The sequence below is a fragment of the Brucella anthropi genome (assembly GCF_046630315.1).
GTDB classification, from domain to species: Bacteria; Pseudomonadota; Alphaproteobacteria; order Rhizobiales; family Rhizobiaceae; genus Brucella; species Brucella anthropi_A.
Window position 1 is genome coordinate 118667 of the sequence record NZ_LQBD01000002.1, and the last position, 17944, is coordinate 136610.

The following is a 17944-nucleotide window of genomic DNA, read 5'->3' on the forward strand; positions in this document are numbered from 1 at the left end:
GTTCCTCTGACGACAGGTTGCGGCCATGAAATGCGCTTACTTCGTCCGTCCCCACATTGGCGGCACCTATTCGGTCTTCACCCGCCTGCGCTCCTCGCTTGGCCAGTCGGGCGTAGAGCTTCGCTGGCTTGCTGCCGGTGCTGCCGGTGATACGATCGCCGTGCCCGCGGGGCAGGGGCTTGAGGATGCGCTGCGCAAGGGCGATGCCATAGACCGCCTCGGCCTGCTGGATGAGGAAACCCGCGCCAGGCGAATGATCGCCTTCCTGCGGGAAAACCGTTTCGACGCCGTCTTCGTCAATGTCCTTTCGCACCGCTTCGAAACCAATCTGGTGCGCTATCTGCCCGCCGACATCCTGCGCATCATGATCGTGCACAACATCACGCCCGGCACCTATGCGGCGGCACGGGCGATCCGCGATCATGTTCATGCCACGGTCGGCGTCTCGAAGCGCTGCCACGACGATCTGGTGCGGCAATATGGTTTCGATGCGGCGCGCACGCTGGTCATTCCGCATGGGCTGAACCGGGGCATATATCTGTCGCGCGATGGTGCTGGGCCGGATGCGCGCCGCCCGCTGCGGCTGCTTTATCTGGGGCGTGTGGAAGACAATTCGAAGGGTGTTTTCTGGCTGCCGGATATACTGCGCGAACTCGATTGCCCCTATCGTCTGACGGTCGCGGGCGACGGTCCCGACCTGGCGGAGCTGCGCCATCGGCTTGCGCCCTTTGGCGACAAGGTCAGCTTCAGCGGCTGGGTTGCGCCTTCCGATGTGCCCTGGCTGGTGAGCCAGCATGACATCATGCTCATGCCGTCGCGCTTTGAAGGCTTTGGCCTGACGCTGATCGAGGCGATGAGCCAGGGATGCCCGGCGGTCGTGTCGAAGATCGCCGGTGTGACCGACACCATCGTCACCGATGGCGAGGACGGGCTTTTGTTTCCCGTCGGCGATTTCCGTCAGGCGGCGCGTCATATCGGCCGGCTTGCAAGCGACCGCGACCTGCTGGCGGGCATGGCAGGTGCCGCCCGGCAAAAGGTCGCGACGGTTTTCGACAATGATACCGCCGGGCGGGCCTATGCGGGCCTGCTCGACCATCTGGCGAAAAACCGCCCCGCAATCGCGCCGCCGCTGGCGCTTTCGCAATGGTCGATGCCGAACGCGCTTCATTCCAGCCTGCGCAGCCGCCTGCCCAAGCCGGTGAAGAACTGGCTGCGCCAGATGCGCGAGCGCCTGCATACGAGATTGTCCGCAGCGTGACCCGTGAACAGAAAGGAGAAGGGGCATGAATCTTTTCACATCGCAGTTCCGCAATTCCCAATTGCTCGCCACCAAGGCGCATGCGCTTATTCCGGGCGGCTGTCACACCTATGCCAAGGGCGACGACCAATATCCGGTTCTGGCCCCCGGCTTCATCCAGCGCGGTTCCGGCTCGCATGTCTTCGATGTCGACGGCCATGAATATATCGAATATGGCATGGGCAATCGCGCCGTCGGCCTCGGCCATGCCTATCCGCCGGTGGTGCGCGCCGTGCGCGACGCCTTGCAGGACGGATGCAATTTCACGCGCCCCGGCGCCATCGAGGTCGAATGCGCGGAAAGCTTTCTGGAGCTGATCGACGGCGCGGAAATGGTGAAGTTCTGCAAGGATGGTTCGGATGCGACTTCCGGCGCGGTAAGGCTTGCGCGCGCCTATACGGGACGCGACATGGTTGCCTGCTGCGCCGATCATCCGTTCTTTTCCACCGATGACTGGTTCATCGGTACGACAAGGATGAATGCGGGCATTCCGGCATCGGTTTCGGCTTTGACGGCAACGTTCCGTTATAACGATATTGCGAGCGTGGAAGCCCTGTTCGAGGATTATCCGGGGCGTGTCGCGGCCATCATTCTCGAACCCGCGCGCGCCGATGAGCCGCAGAATGGATTTTTGCAGGAAGCAAGGCGCATCGCCCATGAAAACGGGGCCCTGTTCATTCTGGACGAGATGATTACCGGCTTTCGCTGGCATATGCGCGGGGCGCAGAAGCTCTATGGTATCGAGCCTGATCTTTCCTGTTTCGGCAAGGCGCTGGGCAACGGCTTTGCGATCTCGGCGCTCGCCGGCAAGGCGGAATATATGCAGCTTGGCGGTCTGACCCAGACCGACCATCCGCGCGTGTTCCTGCTTTCCACCACCCATGGCGCGGAAACCCATGCCATGGCGGCGGCGATTGCCACGATGACGATCTATCGCGATGAGCCGGTGATTGAAAGGCTCCATGAGCAGGGCGCCAAACTGGCCGATGGCGTGAATGCGGCGATTGCCGGCCATGGCCTGCAAAACCATGTTCGGCTGTCCGGGCGTCCATGCTGCCTTGCCTATGGCACGCTCGACGAGAAAGGCCAGCCCTCGCAGGCATTTCGCACGCTGTTGCTTCAGGAGACGATCCGGCGCGGCGTGCTGATGCCGTCGCTAGTGGTGAGCTATACCCACAGCGACACCGACATTGCGCGCACGGTGGATGCAATCGACGGTGCGCTCGACATTTATGTCCGGGCGCTGAACGACGGCGTGACGTCCTATCTGACGGGGCGACCTTCGCAGGTGGTCTATCGCCGCTTCAACGAAGCGCCGGCCTATCCGCCGACGATGCGATGAAGCGCCTTGCCGCAGCCCTGATCGCCGCGACCCTGCTGTCGATGGCGGCAGGGGCCTCCCATGCGGCTGACCTGTTTGCGATCAGGATTGGGCAAGACCGGCGCATATTCGAGGATGCAACGGGCAAGCCTTTTTTGTTGCAGGGCGACACTGCCTGGTCGCTGATCGCCGAACTGAAACGCGAGGATGCCGAGATCTATTTGCAGGATCGAAGGAAGCGCGGTTTCAATGCCATTCTGGTCAATCTCATTGAACATCGGTTCTCCAGCCATCCGCCTGCCAATGCCTATGGCGAGAGGCCTTTCCGGGGTGATGCCTTCGGTGAACTCAATCCGAAATATTTCGATCATGCCGCCTGGGTGATCGGTCGGGCGCAACAACTTGGTTTCGTCGTCTTTCTGGCGCCCGCCTATCTCGGGGTAAGCGGCGGCGATCAGGGCTGGTTTCGGAATATCGAGGCCGCAGGGCCGGAAAAAATGCGCCTCTACGGCGAGAGAGTGGCCGAACGCTTTCGGCAATATTCCAATATTGTCTGGGTCTTGGGTGGGGATTTCAATACGCCGGACAAGAGGCTGGTTTCCAGCATGGCCGAGGGGATCATGAAGGCCAGTCCGTCCTCGCTGAAGACGGTCCATCCCGGCCCCGAGACGAATACCGCCGGGATATGGGGCAAGGAGCGCTGGTTCTCCTTCGACACGCTCTACAGCTACGAGGATATCCATGCCGGAATGATTGCGCGCACGGCGGAAACTGCCATGCCGGTCATTCTGCTGGAAACATTCTACGAGAAGGAACGGGGAACGACACCGCAAACCATCCGCCGAAATGCCTATGGTGCCTTGCTTGCGGGCGCTGCCGGGCAGTTTTTCGGCAATAATCCCGTCTGGCATTTCGGCAGTTCCGGCCTGTTTGCCTATGAAGGCACCTGGCGCGATGCGCTGGACAGTCCCGGTGCGCGGTCGATGACGGTGTTGAAGCGGCTCTTCGACAGGCTGCCATGGCCGCAACTGCTTCCCGATCGCGAAGGACGCATTGCCGTGAACCCGGAAAGCCATGCCGCATCTTTGCCGGACGGCACGCTGTCGGTGATCTATGGCGATGCGGATGGTTTCGCGGTGCGGAAGGATGTTGTCGGGAAGGCCGTCTGGTTCGATCCGGTTTCCGGCACATTTGCGGATGCGGGCGCGCCCCGGTTCGAGGGAACGATTGCGACCTTCAAGCCGAAGCGGGCGCAAAATGCCGGTGGCGGAACCGACCGGCTTTTGCTGATCGGCAGCGCGGCGCGCCTGCACGCCATCCTAAAGGAGTAGCCGATACGCCCTTTCATGCCTTTCATAAACGCTTGTCCGAACCGGGCATGCCTTCGGTCAAGTCGCGGCTCCCGTTCTCGCTGGCTAACATGTGTTTATCACGGTGCGAGGAGTCGGACATGAAAGTACTGGTCACGGGCAATCAGGGCTATATCGGGTCGGTCATGGTGCCGGTCCTCATCGATGCGGGGCATGACGTGTCCGGCTATGACATCGGCCTTTATGAACATTGTCATTTTGAAGAAGGCGGCGCGGTCACGACTGTGCCGACCATCCGCAAGGATGTGCGCGATGTGTCGCCGCGCGATCTGGAAGGGTTCGATGCGGTCATTCATCTTGCCGCGCTTTCCAATGATCCGCTGGGCAATCTCAATGAGGAACTGACCTACGACATCAATCACCGGGCGAGCGTCGCCATGGCGAAGGCCGCGAAACAGGCCGGTGTCGGGCGTTTTCTGTTTGCTTCGTCCTGTAGCAATTACGGTATCAGCGATGCCGATCTGATCGATGAGACCGGCGAACTGAAGCCGGTCACGGCCTATGGCCGCTCCAAGGTGCGGGCGGAGCAGGACATTCGCGAATTGGCGGATGCAGGCTTCTGCCCCGTCTATCTGCGGCCTGCCACGGCTTATGGCGTTTCGCCGTTCCTGCGCTTCGATATCGTGCTCAACAATCTGGTTGCCTGGGCGGTGACGAAAGGGCTCATCTATCTCAAGTCGGATGGTACGCCCTGGCGCCCCATCGTCCATATCCGCGATATTTCCCGCGCCTTCATGGCCGCCATGGAAGCCCCGCGCGAAAAAGTCTGGAACGAAGCCTTCAATGTCGGCTCGACGGAGCACAATTACCGCATCCGGGATATTGCGGGCATCGTGGCCGACAATGTTCCCGATTGCCGCATCGACTATGCGGATGATGCCGGGCCGGATACGCGCTCCTACCGCGTCAGTTTTGAAAAGCTGGCGCGGGTGCTGCCGCAAGCCAAACCGCAATGGGATGCCGTTGCCGGTGCGCGCGAACTCCTTGCCGCCTATAGCCGCTCGACGCTGACGCTGGAGGAATTCGAGGGGCCGCGCTTCCAGCGCATCGCCCATATCCGCAAGCTGATTGCGGAAGGCGCGCTGGATGCCGATCTGCGGCGTGTCGAGGAACAGCCGCAACCGCTGCGGGCGACGGCGTGATGGATAGGGGGGCAGGCTGCAAGGACGTGGAAACCGCCATGCCGCCGTCATCAGGCGGGATGGCCATTTACGATCTTGCTGCCCGTCTTTATCCGCTCTGCCGCAGTCTCGCCGGGGACGGCGTGCGCGAAACGCTCGCCATCATCGGGGAGCGCCTGCCGCTCACGGTCCATCAGGTCCCGACCGGCACGCCGCTTTACGACTGGAAAGCGCCGCAGGAATGGATCATCCGCGAAGCCTATATCACGGATGATAACGGCAGGCGCATCGTCGATTTTGCCCGGCACAATCTGCATGTTGTGAATTTCAGTGTGCCTGTGCGGGCAAGAATGCCGCTCGGTGCGCTGAAGGAGCATATCCACACGCTGCCCGATCAGCCGGACCTCATTCCCTATCGCACCTGCTATCACGCGGAAGGCTGGGGCTTCTGCATGGCGCATCGTGAATTTCTGTCGATGCCGGACGGCGACTATGACGTCGTGATCGATGCGGAGCGTCGCGACGGTTTCCTGACCTTCGGTGAGTTCATTCAACCCGGCGAAAGCGACGAGACGTTCATTTTGTCGGCCCATCTTTGCCACCCCTCGCTCGCCAATGACAATTGTTCCGGGCTGGCGCTGTTGACCCACCTTGGCGCGGTTCTGCAATCACGGCGCACGCGCCTGACCTATCGGCTGCTTTTCGGCCCGGCGACTTTCGGCGCGCTTGCATGGCTTCAACAAAACGAGGCGCATCTGGAGAAGGTCCGGCATGGGCTGGTGCTGTCCTGTGTTGGTGATGCCGGCGGGCCGAATTACAAGCGCAGCCGTCGCGGCGATGCTGAGATCGATCGCATCATGGCGCATGTGCTTTCCGGGTGCGCTGATGCAACGGTGCATGATTTCTGGCCCTATGGCTATGACGAGCGCCAGTTCTGTTCGCCGGGATTCAACCTGCCGGTCGGCCTGTTCCAGCGCAGCCTTTACGGCACTTTTCCGCAATATCACACATCGGCCGACAATCTCGATTTCATCAAGCCGGACTGTCTCGAACAGTCGTTCAACATGGTCTGGCAAACCATTGAAATTGCTGAACGAAACTGGCATCCGCTGAATACGTCGCCCAAGGGAGAGCCGCAGCTTGGACGGCACGGCCTCTATGGAAGCATGGGCGGCGACAGGAGCGCGGCGCAAAACGCCATGGCGCTGCTCTGGGTGCTCAATCTGGCGGATGGCGAGCATTCCATCCTCGATATGGCCGCGCGGGCGAAATTGCCTTTCGCAGCCCTTGCCGATGCGGCGGACCGGCTCCGCGAGGCGGGATTGCTCAAAGAAGCGGCCAGGTCCGATCCTTGTCGGAAATGACGCTCGGCCTTCCGGGCCAGGTGATGCCAAGCGACGGGTCGTCATGACGCAAACCTGTCGCATAATCAGGCGCATAGGGCTTGGAGATCATGTAGCGCACGAGCACATCCGGCGTCAGGGTCTGGAAGCCATGCGCGCACCCTTCGGGGATATAGAGTTGCACGCCGTTTTCAGCGGATAGCTCCACGCCGGTCCAGCGCCGATAGGTCGGCGAATGCGGGCGAAGGTCGACCAGAACGTCCCAGATCACGCCTTGAAGGCAGGTGACGAGCTTGGTCTCCGAATGCGGTTCGTTCTGGTAATGCAGGCCGCGCAACGTTCCCTCCTCACGCGAGAAGGACAGGCTGTGCTGCGGAAAATGCGTTTCCATCTGCCGCTCGGCAAAGGCGGCCTCGCAATAGACCCGCGCGAACCAGCCGCGCTCGTCTTCCAGCCTTTCCGGCGCCATGGACCAGGCGCCGGCGATATCGAGTGCGGTGAAACGCATGTTTTTGCCCCGGTTGCGTATAGGCGCATTCTGACAGCAGGGCATCCGCGCGATAGAACCTTCTTCGATGCATCGCAGACGCCTTCCGCATGAGGCCAGCCTGTCCGAAAGCGGTAGGCGTCTACGCCATCGCCGCCCTTGGGCGAAGATCGGGTATCTGCGCCGCATAGCCCATCCGGTGAATGTTGCGCCCGATCGTATGTACGGCTCGCCCCTGATGACAGTCTCGGCAATGTTCGGGCCGCTGGGTAGCTTTGGTCATCCGACGCGGATCGGAGTTCAACCCTGCAAAAGGCCCGGCCATAGAGGGCGAGGAATGACATATGACCATCCAGACGCCGGATATTTCGCGGAGCACGAGCATGGCGCAAGAGCAGACCGGCTGTCGCCTGTGCGGTAAGCTACTCAAGCACACTTTCGTCGATCTTGGGATGTCGCCGCCCTGCGAGAGCTTCATCACGGCGGATCGCCTCGACCGCATGGAGCCCTATTATCCGCTCTATGCGCTTGTCTGCGATCATTGTTTTCTGGTGCAGCTGAAGGAGTATTTCTCGCCTGCCGAAATCTTCACCGAATATGCCTATTTCTCCTCTTTCGCCACAAGCTGGGTCAGCCATGCGAAGACCTATTGCGACATGATCGCCGGGCGGCTGGGGCTGAATGAAGACAGTTTCGTGGTCGAGATCGCCAGCAATGACGGCTATCTGTTGCAGCATTTCCTGCCGAAGGGCATCCCGATCCTCGGCATCGAACCGGCGGCCAATGTGGCGGAGACGGCAATCGCCAAGGGCGTGCCGACGCGCGTGGATTTCTTCGGCTCGACGCTTGCCGCCGAACTGGCCGGTGCGGGCCGCAAGGCCGACCTCCTGATCGGCAACAATGTTCTGGCGCAAGTGCCTGATCTCAATGATTTTGTGCGCGGCCTGCAATTGTTGTTGAAGCCGGAGGGCGTGATTACGCTGGAGTTTCCGCATCTGGCCAATCTGATCGAGCAGAACCAGTTCGACACGATCTATCATGAGCATTTCTCGTATTTCTCCCTGCTGACGATCCGCTACATGGCGCATCGCCATCACCTCAAGATCATCGACGTGGAGGAATTGCCCACCCATGGCGGGTCGCTGCGGGTCTATCTTGCGCATAACAGCAGCAAGCGGAAGGCGGGGCCGCGCGTCGCAGCCCTTTTGAAGCGCGAGGAAAGCTTCGGCCTCAACGAGATTTTGACCTATGAGCAGTTTGCCGAAAAGACCCGGCGCACCAAGCGCGATCTCCTGTCCTTCCTGATCGCCGCCAAGAATGCCGGCAAACGCATCTGCGGTTACGGTGCGCCCGGCAAGGGCAACACGCTTTTGAACTATTGCGGCATCGGCACGGATTTTCTGGATTTTACCGTCGACCGTAATCCCTATAAGCACGGGCGCTTCACGCCCGGCATGCACATCCCGATCCATGATGTGCCGGCCATCGACAAATACCGGCCCGACTACATTCTCATCCTGCCGTGGAACTTCAAGGACGAGATCATAAGGCAGATGCAGCACGTGGTGGAATGGGGCGCGAAATTCATCATTCCCATTCCGCATGTCACCCTGATCGATCCGGCACTACTCACAGAGGAGCGGTAAGTCATGAAAGTCGTTCTGTTCTGCGGCGGTCTTGGAACCAGAATCCGCGAGTATTCGGAGACTATCCCGAAGCCGATGATCCCGCTCGGCCACCAGCCGATCCTGCATCATGTCATGGAATATTACAGCGACTACGGGCACGACGATTTCGTCCTGTGCCTGGGCTACAAGGCCAATGTCGTGAAGGATTTCTTCCTGACGATCCGCCCGCAGACCTTTGCCGACTGTGTGGTTTCCGATGGCGGGCGCAATGTGCGGCTGCTTGAGGACGTGGATCGCGACTGGAGCGTGACGCTGCTCGATACGGGCATCTGGCGCAATATCGGTGAAAGGCTGTGGAGCGCCCGCTCGCATGTGGCGAATGAGGAGATGTTCCTCGCCAATTACAGCGACGGGCTCAGCGATGTCGATCTTGACGACATGACGGAACGTTTTCGCGCCAGCGGCAAGATTGCCTGCTTTCTGGCCGTTCGTCCGCCGCTGACCTATCACCTTGCCGATATTGCCGAGGGCGGCGACGTGCGGGCTTTCCGCACCTCGAACACGTCGGATATCTGGATCAATGGCGGCTATTTCCTCTTCCGCAGGGAAATCTTCGACTATATGCGCGAGGGCGAGGAACTGGTGCTGGAACCGTTTGGCCGCCTCATCGCAGAGAACCAGTTGATGGCCTATAAATATGAGGGCTTCTGGCGCTCCATGGATACGCTGCGCGACTGGCAGACGCTCGAGGATATGGTGGAGAAGGGCGACATGCCCTGGAAGCGGCACAAGGCGGAACAGGCCGCACGGCGGGCCACCAATGTCGCGATAGCGCTATGATCGATCTGCGTTCGCTCGCAAGTCACAGCCGCCCGCTGCAACTGCTTTGTCTGGGCGCGCATTCCGACGATATCGAGATCGGCTGCGGCGGCACGCTTATGGGCCTGATCGAGAGCGGCACGCCGCTGCATGTGGAGTGGTGCGTGCTGTCGGGGAACGAGAAACGGCATGCCGAGGCCGAGGCTTCCGCCCGCGATTTCCTGCGCGGGGCGGACAGTTTCCATATCCATCTTGCCTCTTTCGAGGACAGCTATTTTCCGGCGCAGGGCCGCGACATCAAGCAATGGCTGATCGGGCAGCGCGGGCGAGGGCAGCCGGATATGGTCTTCACCCATCGCCGGGGCGACGCCCATCAGGATCACCGCACGGTCAACGAACTGACATGGAACCTGTTTCGGGATCAGGTGATCCTCGAATATGAAATTCCGAAATGGGATGGCGATCTGGGGCAGCCCAATGCCTATTCGGCGCTGTCGGCTCCGATCCTGGATCGCAAGATCGACCTGTTGATGAAGCATTTTGGTTCCCAGCGGTCGAAGGACTGGTTCGACGCGGAAACCTTTCGCGGGCTTGCCCGCTTGCGCGGCATGGAATGCCGCGCGCCCGAGACTTACGCCGAGGCCTTCCATGCCCGCAAGCTGCGGCTGTTCTAATTTTTTATCGGTTCCGCATTGGTGTCGACACGGACGACGACCGACATGCCGGGCGCCAGGCGGGCCGCATCCGGCTGATCTTCATCGATGGCGATGCGAACGGAAAGACGCTGCGTGATCTTGGTGAAGTTGCCGGTCGCATTGTCCGATTTGATGACGCTGAATTCGGAACCCGCGGCAGGCGCAAAGGCCTGGATATGCCCCGTCAGCTCGGCATGACGCAGCGCATCGACGGTGAAGGTGACCGGCTGGCCGACCTTCATGCCGTAGAGTTGCGTTTCCTTGAAATTCGCCATCACCCATTTGGTCTTCGGCACGAGGGAGACGAGCTGCGTTCCCGCCGTCACATATTGACCGAGCCGCACGCCCACTTCGCCCAGCGTGCCGTCGCGCGGGGCGAGGATGCGGGTGTTTTGCAGGTCGATCCGCGCCAGTTCGACGGTCGCTTCCGCATTGGCGATATCGGCATTGAGGCTGTCACGATTGACGATGATGGATTGCAGGTCCTGCTGGGCGACGGCGAGCGCTGCCTGCGCTTCCGCGACGGAGGCCTCGGCCTGAAGCAGGGTGCCATGCGCGGTGTCGGCGGAACTTTGCGTTGTCACGCCGCGCGGCAGCAGGGCCTCGACCCGCCTGGCGCTGGCTTTTGCCACCTCTAATGCCGCCTTCGCGCCGGAAATCTGCGCCTGCCGCGACTGGATTGTCGCTTCCGCCGAACGCTGGCTCTGTTGCGAATTGGCAAGGGCTGCCTTCTTGCTGTCGAGCGCGGCCAGCGCCTGATCGAGCTTCTGCCGATAGCTGCGGCTGTCGATCTCGAACAGGAGGTCGCCCTGTTTCACCGTCTGATAGTCGTTGACATTGACCTTGGTGACATAACCGGCAACCTGCGGGCTGATAACCGTCACCTGGCCGCGGACATAGGCGTTGTCGGTCGTCTCGACGCTGTGTTTGAAAGGCGGCAACTGCCACGCCCACAGCACCATCAGAACGCCTGCAAGGCCGATGATGAGGGCAAGACCACCGCGAATATACTGTTTTCCAACTGACATTTTCAAAGACTCGTCGATTTAACCGGCCGCAGCGCTGTGGCGGCGGGCCTGCATGTTTTCATAGAGGCGATAGGCGATCAGGCAAGCGAGCGAGAGGACCGCAATGACGGAGATCGCGAGAAAAGCATCATTATAGGACAGCACCGTCGCCTCCTTCGTGACCTGCTTCCCCAGAAGCGCCAGCCCTTCGGCCTTTGTCAGCCCCTGATCGGCCAGCACTTTCGCATAGGTGCCCGACAGCGCCTGAACGCGCGCCGCGACGACGGGATTGGACATGACCAGCTGTTCCACCAGATGGGCGGAATGGTACTTTTCGCGGATGGCGATGAAGCTGCCGAACACGGCGGAACCGATCAGACCGCCAATATTCTGCGTGAACAGGAAGATGACGATGAAGCTCGTCGTATAGGTTGGTCCCTGTTTCTGGGCCTTGGTAAGGCCCGCAAGCATGGCCGGAGGCAGAAACAGCGCGCCGCCGAAGGCGATCAGGCCCTGGCTCAGATAGGCATTGTGCGGACGGGTGAGGTTCGTGGCGTGGCTGTCCAGAAAGGCCCCGACCGCGATGAAGACCAGCGCCAGGCCGAAGATGACGGGAACGCGCTCCAGCCTCATCCACATGCCGCAGGCGATGCCGCCCGCTAGCGAAGCGGCGAGAATGACCAGATAAAGGCCGCGGCTCTGACCATCCTGCAGGCCGAATGCCTGAAAGAGGCCGACCGCGCCGGTCGTCTGCTCGGCAAGCACGATGCGGAAGATGAGCAGGGTCAGGGTAAAGCGCAGGATTTCCGGCGAAGCCAGCCAGTGCAGGTTCATCAAGGGCTGTTCGCGGTTGAGCTCGATTGCGGCGGCGCAGGCAAGTGCCGCGATTGAAATCGCAAGGCATATGCCGATCCACGGGGCTTCGAACCACCAGTAATTCTTTCCCTGCACCAGAATGACCGCAAGAAGGCCGAAACCGATGGCGATCAGCCCATAGGCGACGAAATCCAGCCAGTGCAGCACTTTTGCGCGCGGCACCTGCGTCAGGGGCAGGACGTAAACGACGGCGAAGGCGGCAAGCGACAGGCCGATCTCGACCATATAGACCTGCTGCCACTGGCCGATGTCGAACAGCAATGGCGAGATGACGCGGGCGAGCGGCCCTGCCGCGGCCGAACAGGTGAGCGCAAGGCTGAGACCCCACGTCCTTTTCTTGGACGGCGGAAAGGCTTCCAGCATGTAGAGAAAGCCGATCGTGGATATGGGCGCGGCGGCGGCGCCAGCAATGAAGCGGACCGGGATCGCGGACCAGATGTCATAGACGAGCAAATGCAGCAGGGAGGAAATGAGAAAGACGCCGATTGCGATTTCCGCAAAACGCCGAAGGCCGAATTGCGTGCGGATCTTGACGAGAAGGATGGTCAGGCTGGCATAAGGCGCCATATAGGCGGCGACCAGCCAGGAGGTTTCCGTCAGTGTTGCGCCGAGCGAGCCCTGTATCTGCTGCGTATTGGCCGAGATGAAATACATGCTGAGGCCGCGTGTCGACCACATGAGGACGGATGCGGCGATGTAGATGGCCGACATATAGAGCGGCATATGCGGCGCGGGCGCCTGCGCCGCAGCCGTGTCGCCGGTCGGTGAGGCCGGTTGCGGCTCGCTCTGCGTTGTTTCTTCCGGCATGGATTCAGCGGTCTTTGCCCGCGAGCGTCATCTCTGCCGTCCGGCTGATTTCCTGAAGCACGGAAAGTGCCGCTTCCAGCGACGGCCTGTCGATGCGGTGCAGCAGCTCCGACCGGATGGCGCGGGTGATGTCCTGCAACTCTCGAACCTGCGTCTGCGCGGCATCCGTCAGTTCGATGCGCTTGGCGCGGCGGTCGCCCTCGACCGCGGCACGGTAGATCATGCCCTGCTTTTCCAGACCATCCAGAAGGCGCACCACCGAAGGGTGCTCGATTTCCAGCGCATCGGCCAGCTCGCGCTGGTTCCAGTCGCGCTGCCGGGCGAGAAGCAGGAGCACGCGGGCGCGCGCCAGCGTCAGCCCGCGCTCGCGGACGCGGGAATCGAACAGGTTGCGCATTTTGCGCGCGGCCGTGGAAAGTTCCATCGTGAAGGCCGCTTCGAGATCATGGTGTGACTGGGACATTGTATAGCTATCTATTATGTGTGTGGCTATATATAGCGATATTTGCTCGCCAATCAATGGGTTTGATGCATTTTGGAGCCCCGGATAAAAAATATGCGGCTTCGGGAACAAATCGCGGCCGAAAATTGTCTTAAGTCCATATCGCATGGCGCGATTGGAACTCTGTGAGGTAGATCATGAAAACGCTCGGTTTTATGTCCGTATTGGCGGTCGCGGCGGTGGCGGCTTCAGCCGCCCTGGCCGCATCGCCTGCCAAGACGATGGAAAGCGCGAAAGGGCAGGTTTTGACGGGCGCCAGGGACATGACGCTCTACACTTTCGACAAGGATGGCAAGGGGCAGTCCAACTGCTATGACAGCTGCGCGAAGAACTGGCCGCCCTTTACGGCGATGAAGGGGGCGAAGGCTTCCGGCTCCTATACGCTGGTCAAGCGCAAGGATGGGAGCCGGCAATGGGCAAAGGATGGAATGCCGCTCTATTACTGGGTGAAGGACCGGAAGCCCGGCGACGTGACCGGAGACGGCGTGAACGGCGTCTGGCACGCAGCAAGGCCCTGAGGGCGACATGAGCCGCAGGCGGCGGTTTCGAGGCTGAAGACGTGCTATCGATAATCGCCGAAAGCGCGGATCATCCCGTCCCTGGAACTGCCGCTGGCAATCAGCGCGGCAAGCAGGATGCGGGCCTGGCCGGGGCGAAGCGTATGCGCGTGCATGGCTCCGGCCTCGGCAAGATCATATCCGCCGCCGCCGCCGCCATAGCCGGGGGTCAACCGGCCTTCCGGCACGCGGCTTGAAACCGCAACGGCGATATTGCGGCGCGAACATTCGCGGACAGCCTCGACAACGCATGGCGTGGTGTTGCCCGACCCGAGTGCCGCAAGAACGATGCCGCTGGCGCCCGCTGCAAGGCTTGCTTCGATATGGAGGGCGTCGCACCCCGGATAAATGGCAATCGTGTCGATGCGAGCGCCGCCCACGGGGGCGGCAAGCGCCGGGCTTTCGGTCCGGACCGGATGGGCGGAGCGAAAGGCGTCGGCATTGTCGCTGCTGAACTTGTAGGCCCCCCAGGCGGGGACGACCCGCCCGCCGAAGGCGATCAGCACGCCCTTGCCGGCATTGGCCGGGTCGCAGGCAAGCCGAATGGCGGCGGCGAGATTATCGGGGCCGTCCGATTGCGGATGATCGGCGGTGAACTGCGCGCCGGTGAAGATCACCGGCTTGCCGATGCGGCGCTGGAGATGCACCAGCAGCGCCGTTTCCTCCATCGCGTCCGTGCCATGCAGGACGATGACGCCATCGACCGCGCCATCGTTCAGCGCGGTGCCGACGGCATCGCTGATGCGCTGCATGTCCGACAGGGTCAGGCTTGCGGAATCCTTCGCCATCAGGTCGACCGGGCGAAGCTCCGCCTCGCGGTCCGGCACGAAACCCAGAAGATCCCCGCCCGACAGGACCGGTATGCTTGCTCCGTCTTCCCCGCGCTTGCTGGCAATGGTGCCGCCGGTGGCGATCAGCGCGATGGAAGGCTTTGCAAATGTCATATTTCCGAATCCTCTCACTGACCGGGGATGCCGGCATCTACAGCAGGTTCGGCGGCAAGTCGATGGATGCGTCCACGCATCATATACCAGCCGAGGATGAGGGCCGGGCCGATGATCGCGAGCGAGGCAATCGTCCAGGTGCCGACCGGATAGTCGAGCGCCATCAGGACCAGCACGCCAAGCAGGAAGGCAAGCGTGAGGATGCCGGTATAGGGCGCGCCGAACATGCGGAAATCCGGGCGCACGATTTCGCCGCAACGGGCAAGATACCACAATTTCAGCTGGCAAAGCACGATGACGCCCCATGCCGTGATGATGCCGAGCGCGGACAGGTTGAGCGCGATCTCAAAGGCCGCCGCAGGCACGAGGGCATTGAGAATGACGCCGATGACGGTGACGACGGCGGTGACTGCGATGCCCATATAGGGAACGCCGTTCTTGTTCATCCTGGCCAGCGAGGCCGGCGCGGAGCCGGAAACCGCCATGGAATGCAGGATGCGCCCGGTGGAATAAAGGCCCGCATTCAGCGACGACAGAACCGCGGTCAGGACGACGAGGTTCATGATGATATCCGCCCCCTCGATGCCGATCTTGCCGAAGAAGGTCACAAACGGGCTCTCACCGGCGGAATAGGCGGTAGAGGGGAGAAGCAGCGACAGAAGCAGGACCGAACCCACATAAAAGACGAGCAGGCGGAAGACCACGGTGCGGATGGCGCCGGGCATGACCTTGCGCGGGTCTTCGGTTTCGCCGGCTGTGGTGCCCAAAAGCTCGATCGAGGCATAGGCGAAGACCACGCCCTGTATGACGATGAAGGCAGGCAATATGCCGTTCGGGAACAGGCCTCCATTATCCGTGATGATGCTGAACCCGGCCGTATGGCCGTCGATCGGCGTGCCGGACACGACGAAATAAATGCCGACGGCAAGGAATGTGACCAGCGCGATGACCTTGATGAGGCTGAACCAGAATTCCAGTTCGCCGAACACCTTGACCGACAGGAGGTTCATCGACAGCACGATGACAAGGGCAGTCAGCGCGAACATCCATTGGTCGATGCCCTGCAACCACGGCACATAATGCTTGAAGAAATTCATGTAGAGCGCAACCGCCGTCACGTCCGCCACCGATGTCATGGCCCAGTTGAGCCAGTACATCCAGCCCGCCACGAAAGCCAGCTTCTCGCCGTAGAACTCGCGCGCATAGGAGACGAAGGAACCGGAGCTGGGGCGGTGCATGATGAGCTCGCCAAGCGCGCGCAGAACCAGAAAGGCGAAGAAGCCGCACAAGGCATAGACGAAGACCAGCGCGGGGCCCGCCATTGCCAGGCGTCCGCCTGCGCCGAGAAACAGCCCCGTGCCGATCGCGCCGCCGATGGCGATCATCTGGATCTGCCGCGGCTTCAGGGCCTTGTGAAAGCCGCGATCCTCTTCAATGAATAGTTCACGTTCAGCCGGTGTGGCTTTCATAGTTTCAATCGACATTGCTCCTCCCTGAGAGCGCGTTTTCAACAGGGGCCGCTCCGATGTGGAACGCCAATGGGGACACATCGCCAACCATGAAATGAGGACATGAAGTGCATCCCCATTTGGTGGGTATTCTGTAAAGCTGCATGACAGGTTTTGCGACGGTTTTAACGCATATCAGGGAAGGCGCGTCAAGTATTCGGCCTCAAATGAGGGGCCCCGGACAGATTCCGGACATATCGCGGAAAGGAAAAAATCTGTGGGAAGAAAGCGTTACCGGCTTATGCTCGCCCGGCATGAAAATGCCGCCTCTGGCGGGCGCGGCTGGAATGACCGGTGCGAATCCTGCGCAAGGCAGCCGCCTTGCGCCTGTTGTGTCAGACCTCGTCCTTGCCGATGATGCTCGTTACGGCTGTCTTGACCTCGCTCAGATGCGCTTCCATCGCCGCGCGGGCATCGGCTTGCGATCCCGCCTCAATGGCTTTGACGATGCGGCGATGCTCGGTATTCGACGCCTCGCGACGGCCCGACATCAGGTTGACGAGTTCGGATTGCTGGATCAGCGCTTCGCGCGCATCGGCCACGATCTTGGCGAAGACGGTATTTCCGGACGCCTCTGCAATGGCGCAATGAAATTCGGAATCGAGCAATTCCCATTTCTGCGGGTCCGTCTGGCGATCCATCTTGTCGCACAGTTCCAGCAGATGGGCGAGTTGCCCGGCACTGCGGCGCAGCGCCGCCCAGCCCGCCGCAGGCACTTCGATGAAGGGGCGCGCCTCGATCAGGTCACGCGCCGAATAGCCGCCGTAATTCAGCTCACGCGCGGGCGAAGTGTTCAGCACATAGGTGCCGCTGCCCGTGCGGGTCTGGGTAAGGCCCAGCGTCTGCAACGACCGCAGAGCCTCCCGCACGATGGGGCGGCTGACGCCGAACCGGCCGGCAAGTTGCGCTTCGGAAGGCAGGCGGGTGCCGACGGCAAGGCGACCGGTGGTGATGGCCGAGCGAATATCGTCGAAAACGACCTCCGCCGCATTCTTCCGGGGGATCGGATGCGTGTCCGATAGCCAGTCGGTCAATTCGCTCATGTTCGAACCTCAGTCAATTGCCGCGCTCCTGCCAAGCAGCTAGGCACTACAACTGCAAATTCGTCAGGCCGTGGCGAAAAGAGTGATTTTCGAGTACCGGAGCGGAGCGTACTTCCAAGCATGGTCCCGAAAAGTTGCAGACTTTTCGGATAAGACTATGCGTCTGAGAAAGGTACGTGAGCACCGGAACTTGAGACAAATTGCTCTTTGCAGCCCGGCATCACGAAGAATGCAGTTGTAGTGCTAGGCAATTTTCGAAGGTATATCAATCCCAAAGCGGCTCATAAAACTCAGATCAACAAACATGGAACGCCCCGCCATCCGGCGGGTTTGCAGGGCTTGCCTGATTGAAAGCGTCAGGCCGCCGTGGCGGCTGTGTTCAGCTTGTTGGCGGACAGGATACTGATGAACGCCGCACCATAGGCCGTGAGCGGCGCCATCTTGGCAAGCGCCCTCGCAATAGCGTCGTGGTGGCTCAACTCTTCCTCGGAATCGTGGCGGAAGGATACGCAGACAGTTTCGCCATTTTCACCGATGAATTCTACCTGATAGAAATTTTCCTTGCCGCATCTTTTGACCAGAGCATCGACAATCTGCATGCAATCATTCTCCTTCCGAG

17 protein-coding genes are annotated in these 17944 nt (G+C 60.9%); 9 read left to right on the plus strand and 8 right to left on the minus strand.

Annotated elements, in window-relative coordinates:
* Positions 1-25 precede the first annotated feature (25 nt).
* The 5 genes from AVM02_RS02270 (at position 26) to AVM02_RS02290 (ending at position 6473) form a co-directional block, all read left to right on the plus strand.
* On the plus strand, positions 26-1258 hold the full coding sequence (locus tag AVM02_RS02270; protein ID WP_411505397.1) for a glycosyltransferase family 4 protein: 1233 nt from the start codon (positions 26-28) through the stop codon (positions 1256-1258).
* A 25-nt stretch (positions 1259-1283) separates the two neighbouring features.
* Positions 1284-2639 carry a glutamate-1-semialdehyde 2,1-aminomutase gene (locus AVM02_RS02275; protein WP_411505398.1) on the plus strand — a complete coding sequence of 452 codons (1356 nt, stop codon included), beginning with the start codon at positions 1284-1286 and terminating at the stop codon, positions 2637-2639.
* A complete protein-coding gene (locus tag AVM02_RS02280) occupies positions 2636-3949 on the plus strand; it encodes a DUF4038 domain-containing protein (protein ID WP_411505399.1) in 1314 nt (437 codons plus the stop codon). The genes AVM02_RS02275 and AVM02_RS02280 overlap by 4 nt, the downstream gene beginning before the upstream one ends.
* Positions 3950-4068: 119 nt before the next feature.
* Positions 4069-5130: an NAD-dependent epimerase/dehydratase family protein gene (locus tag AVM02_RS02285; RefSeq protein WP_411505400.1), complete on the plus strand. Its 1062-nt coding sequence runs from the start codon at positions 4069-4071 to the stop codon at positions 5128-5130.
* On the plus strand, positions 5130-6473 hold the full coding sequence (locus AVM02_RS02290) for a DUF4910 domain-containing protein (protein WP_411505401.1): 1344 nt from the start codon (positions 5130-5132) through the stop codon (positions 6471-6473). Before AVM02_RS02285 ends, AVM02_RS02290 begins: the two co-directional genes overlap by 1 nt.
* Here the strand turns inward: AVM02_RS02290 and rfbC are convergent.
* A complete protein-coding gene (gene rfbC, locus AVM02_RS02295; RefSeq protein WP_411505402.1) occupies positions 6436-6960 on the minus strand; it encodes a dTDP-4-dehydrorhamnose 3,5-epimerase in 525 nt (174 codons plus the stop codon). The two genes, AVM02_RS02290 and rfbC, sit on opposite strands and share 38 nt — an antisense overlap.
* Before the next feature lie 323 nt (positions 6961-7283).
* Here rfbC and AVM02_RS02300 point away from each other — a divergent pair, with 323 nt between their 5' ends.
* Genes AVM02_RS02300 through AVM02_RS02310 form a run of 3 tightly spaced genes read left to right on the plus strand, consistent with a single transcriptional unit; the run spans position 7284 to position 10060 of the window.
* A complete protein-coding gene (locus AVM02_RS02300) occupies positions 7284-8585 on the plus strand; it encodes a methyltransferase domain-containing protein (RefSeq protein ID WP_411505403.1) in 1302 nt (433 codons plus the stop codon).
* A gap of 3 nt (positions 8586-8588) precedes the next feature.
* On the plus strand, positions 8589-9407 hold the full coding sequence (locus tag AVM02_RS02305; RefSeq protein WP_411505404.1) for a sugar phosphate nucleotidyltransferase: 819 nt from the start codon (positions 8589-8591) through the stop codon (positions 9405-9407).
* Complete coding sequence (locus tag AVM02_RS02310) at positions 9404-10060, plus strand: PIG-L deacetylase family protein (RefSeq protein ID WP_411505405.1); 657 nt, start codon at positions 9404-9406, stop codon at positions 10058-10060. The genes AVM02_RS02305 and AVM02_RS02310 overlap by 4 nt, the downstream gene beginning before the upstream one ends.
* Here AVM02_RS02310 and AVM02_RS02315 read toward each other — a convergent pair.
* The 3 genes from AVM02_RS02315 to AVM02_RS02325 are packed head-to-tail and all read right to left on the minus strand — an operon-like array spanning position 10057 to position 13234.
* Entirely contained in the window at positions 10057-11109 is a 1053-nt protein-coding gene (locus AVM02_RS02315) for an HlyD family secretion protein (protein WP_411505406.1), read from the minus strand. The two genes, AVM02_RS02310 and AVM02_RS02315, sit on opposite strands and share 4 nt — an antisense overlap.
* 18 nt (positions 11110-11127) lie before the next feature.
* On the minus strand, positions 11128-12771 hold the full coding sequence (locus tag AVM02_RS02320) for an MFS transporter (protein WP_411505407.1): 1644 nt from the start codon (positions 12769-12771) through the stop codon (positions 11128-11130).
* A 4-nt stretch (positions 12772-12775) separates the two neighbouring features.
* Complete coding sequence (locus AVM02_RS02325) at positions 12776-13234, minus strand: MarR family winged helix-turn-helix transcriptional regulator (RefSeq protein WP_411505408.1); 459 nt, start codon at positions 13232-13234, stop codon at positions 12776-12778.
* A gap of 176 nt (positions 13235-13410) precedes the next feature.
* Between AVM02_RS02325 and AVM02_RS02330 the strand changes: the two genes are divergently transcribed.
* Positions 13411-13791 (plus strand): hypothetical protein, encoded by a 381-nt coding sequence (locus AVM02_RS02330; protein WP_411505409.1) that lies wholly within the window; start codon positions 13411-13413, stop codon positions 13789-13791.
* 44 nt (positions 13792-13835) lie between these two features.
* Here the strand turns inward: AVM02_RS02330 and AVM02_RS02335 are convergent, their stop codons facing one another.
* The 4 genes from AVM02_RS02335 to AVM02_RS02350 all read right to left on the minus strand — a co-directional run bounded on the left by AVM02_RS02335 (position 13836) and on the right by AVM02_RS02350 (position 17924).
* Positions 13836-14774, minus strand: coding sequence for an asparaginase (locus AVM02_RS02335; RefSeq protein ID WP_411505410.1), 939 nt, complete (start codon positions 14772-14774; stop codon positions 13836-13838).
* Between the two features lie 14 nt (positions 14775-14788).
* Positions 14789-16258 carry an amino acid permease gene (locus AVM02_RS02340; protein ID WP_411505411.1) on the minus strand — a complete coding sequence of 490 codons (1470 nt, stop codon included), beginning with the start codon at positions 16256-16258 and terminating at the stop codon, positions 14789-14791.
* Between the two features lie 359 nt (positions 16259-16617).
* Complete coding sequence (locus tag AVM02_RS02345) at positions 16618-17325, minus strand: FadR/GntR family transcriptional regulator (protein ID WP_411505412.1); 708 nt, start codon at positions 17323-17325, stop codon at positions 16618-16620.
* 356 nt (positions 17326-17681) lie between these two features.
* Positions 17682-17924 carry a hypothetical protein gene (locus AVM02_RS02350; protein WP_411505413.1) on the minus strand — a complete coding sequence of 81 codons (243 nt, stop codon included), beginning with the start codon at positions 17922-17924 and terminating at the stop codon, positions 17682-17684.
* Between the last annotated feature and the right edge of the window lie 20 nt (positions 17925-17944).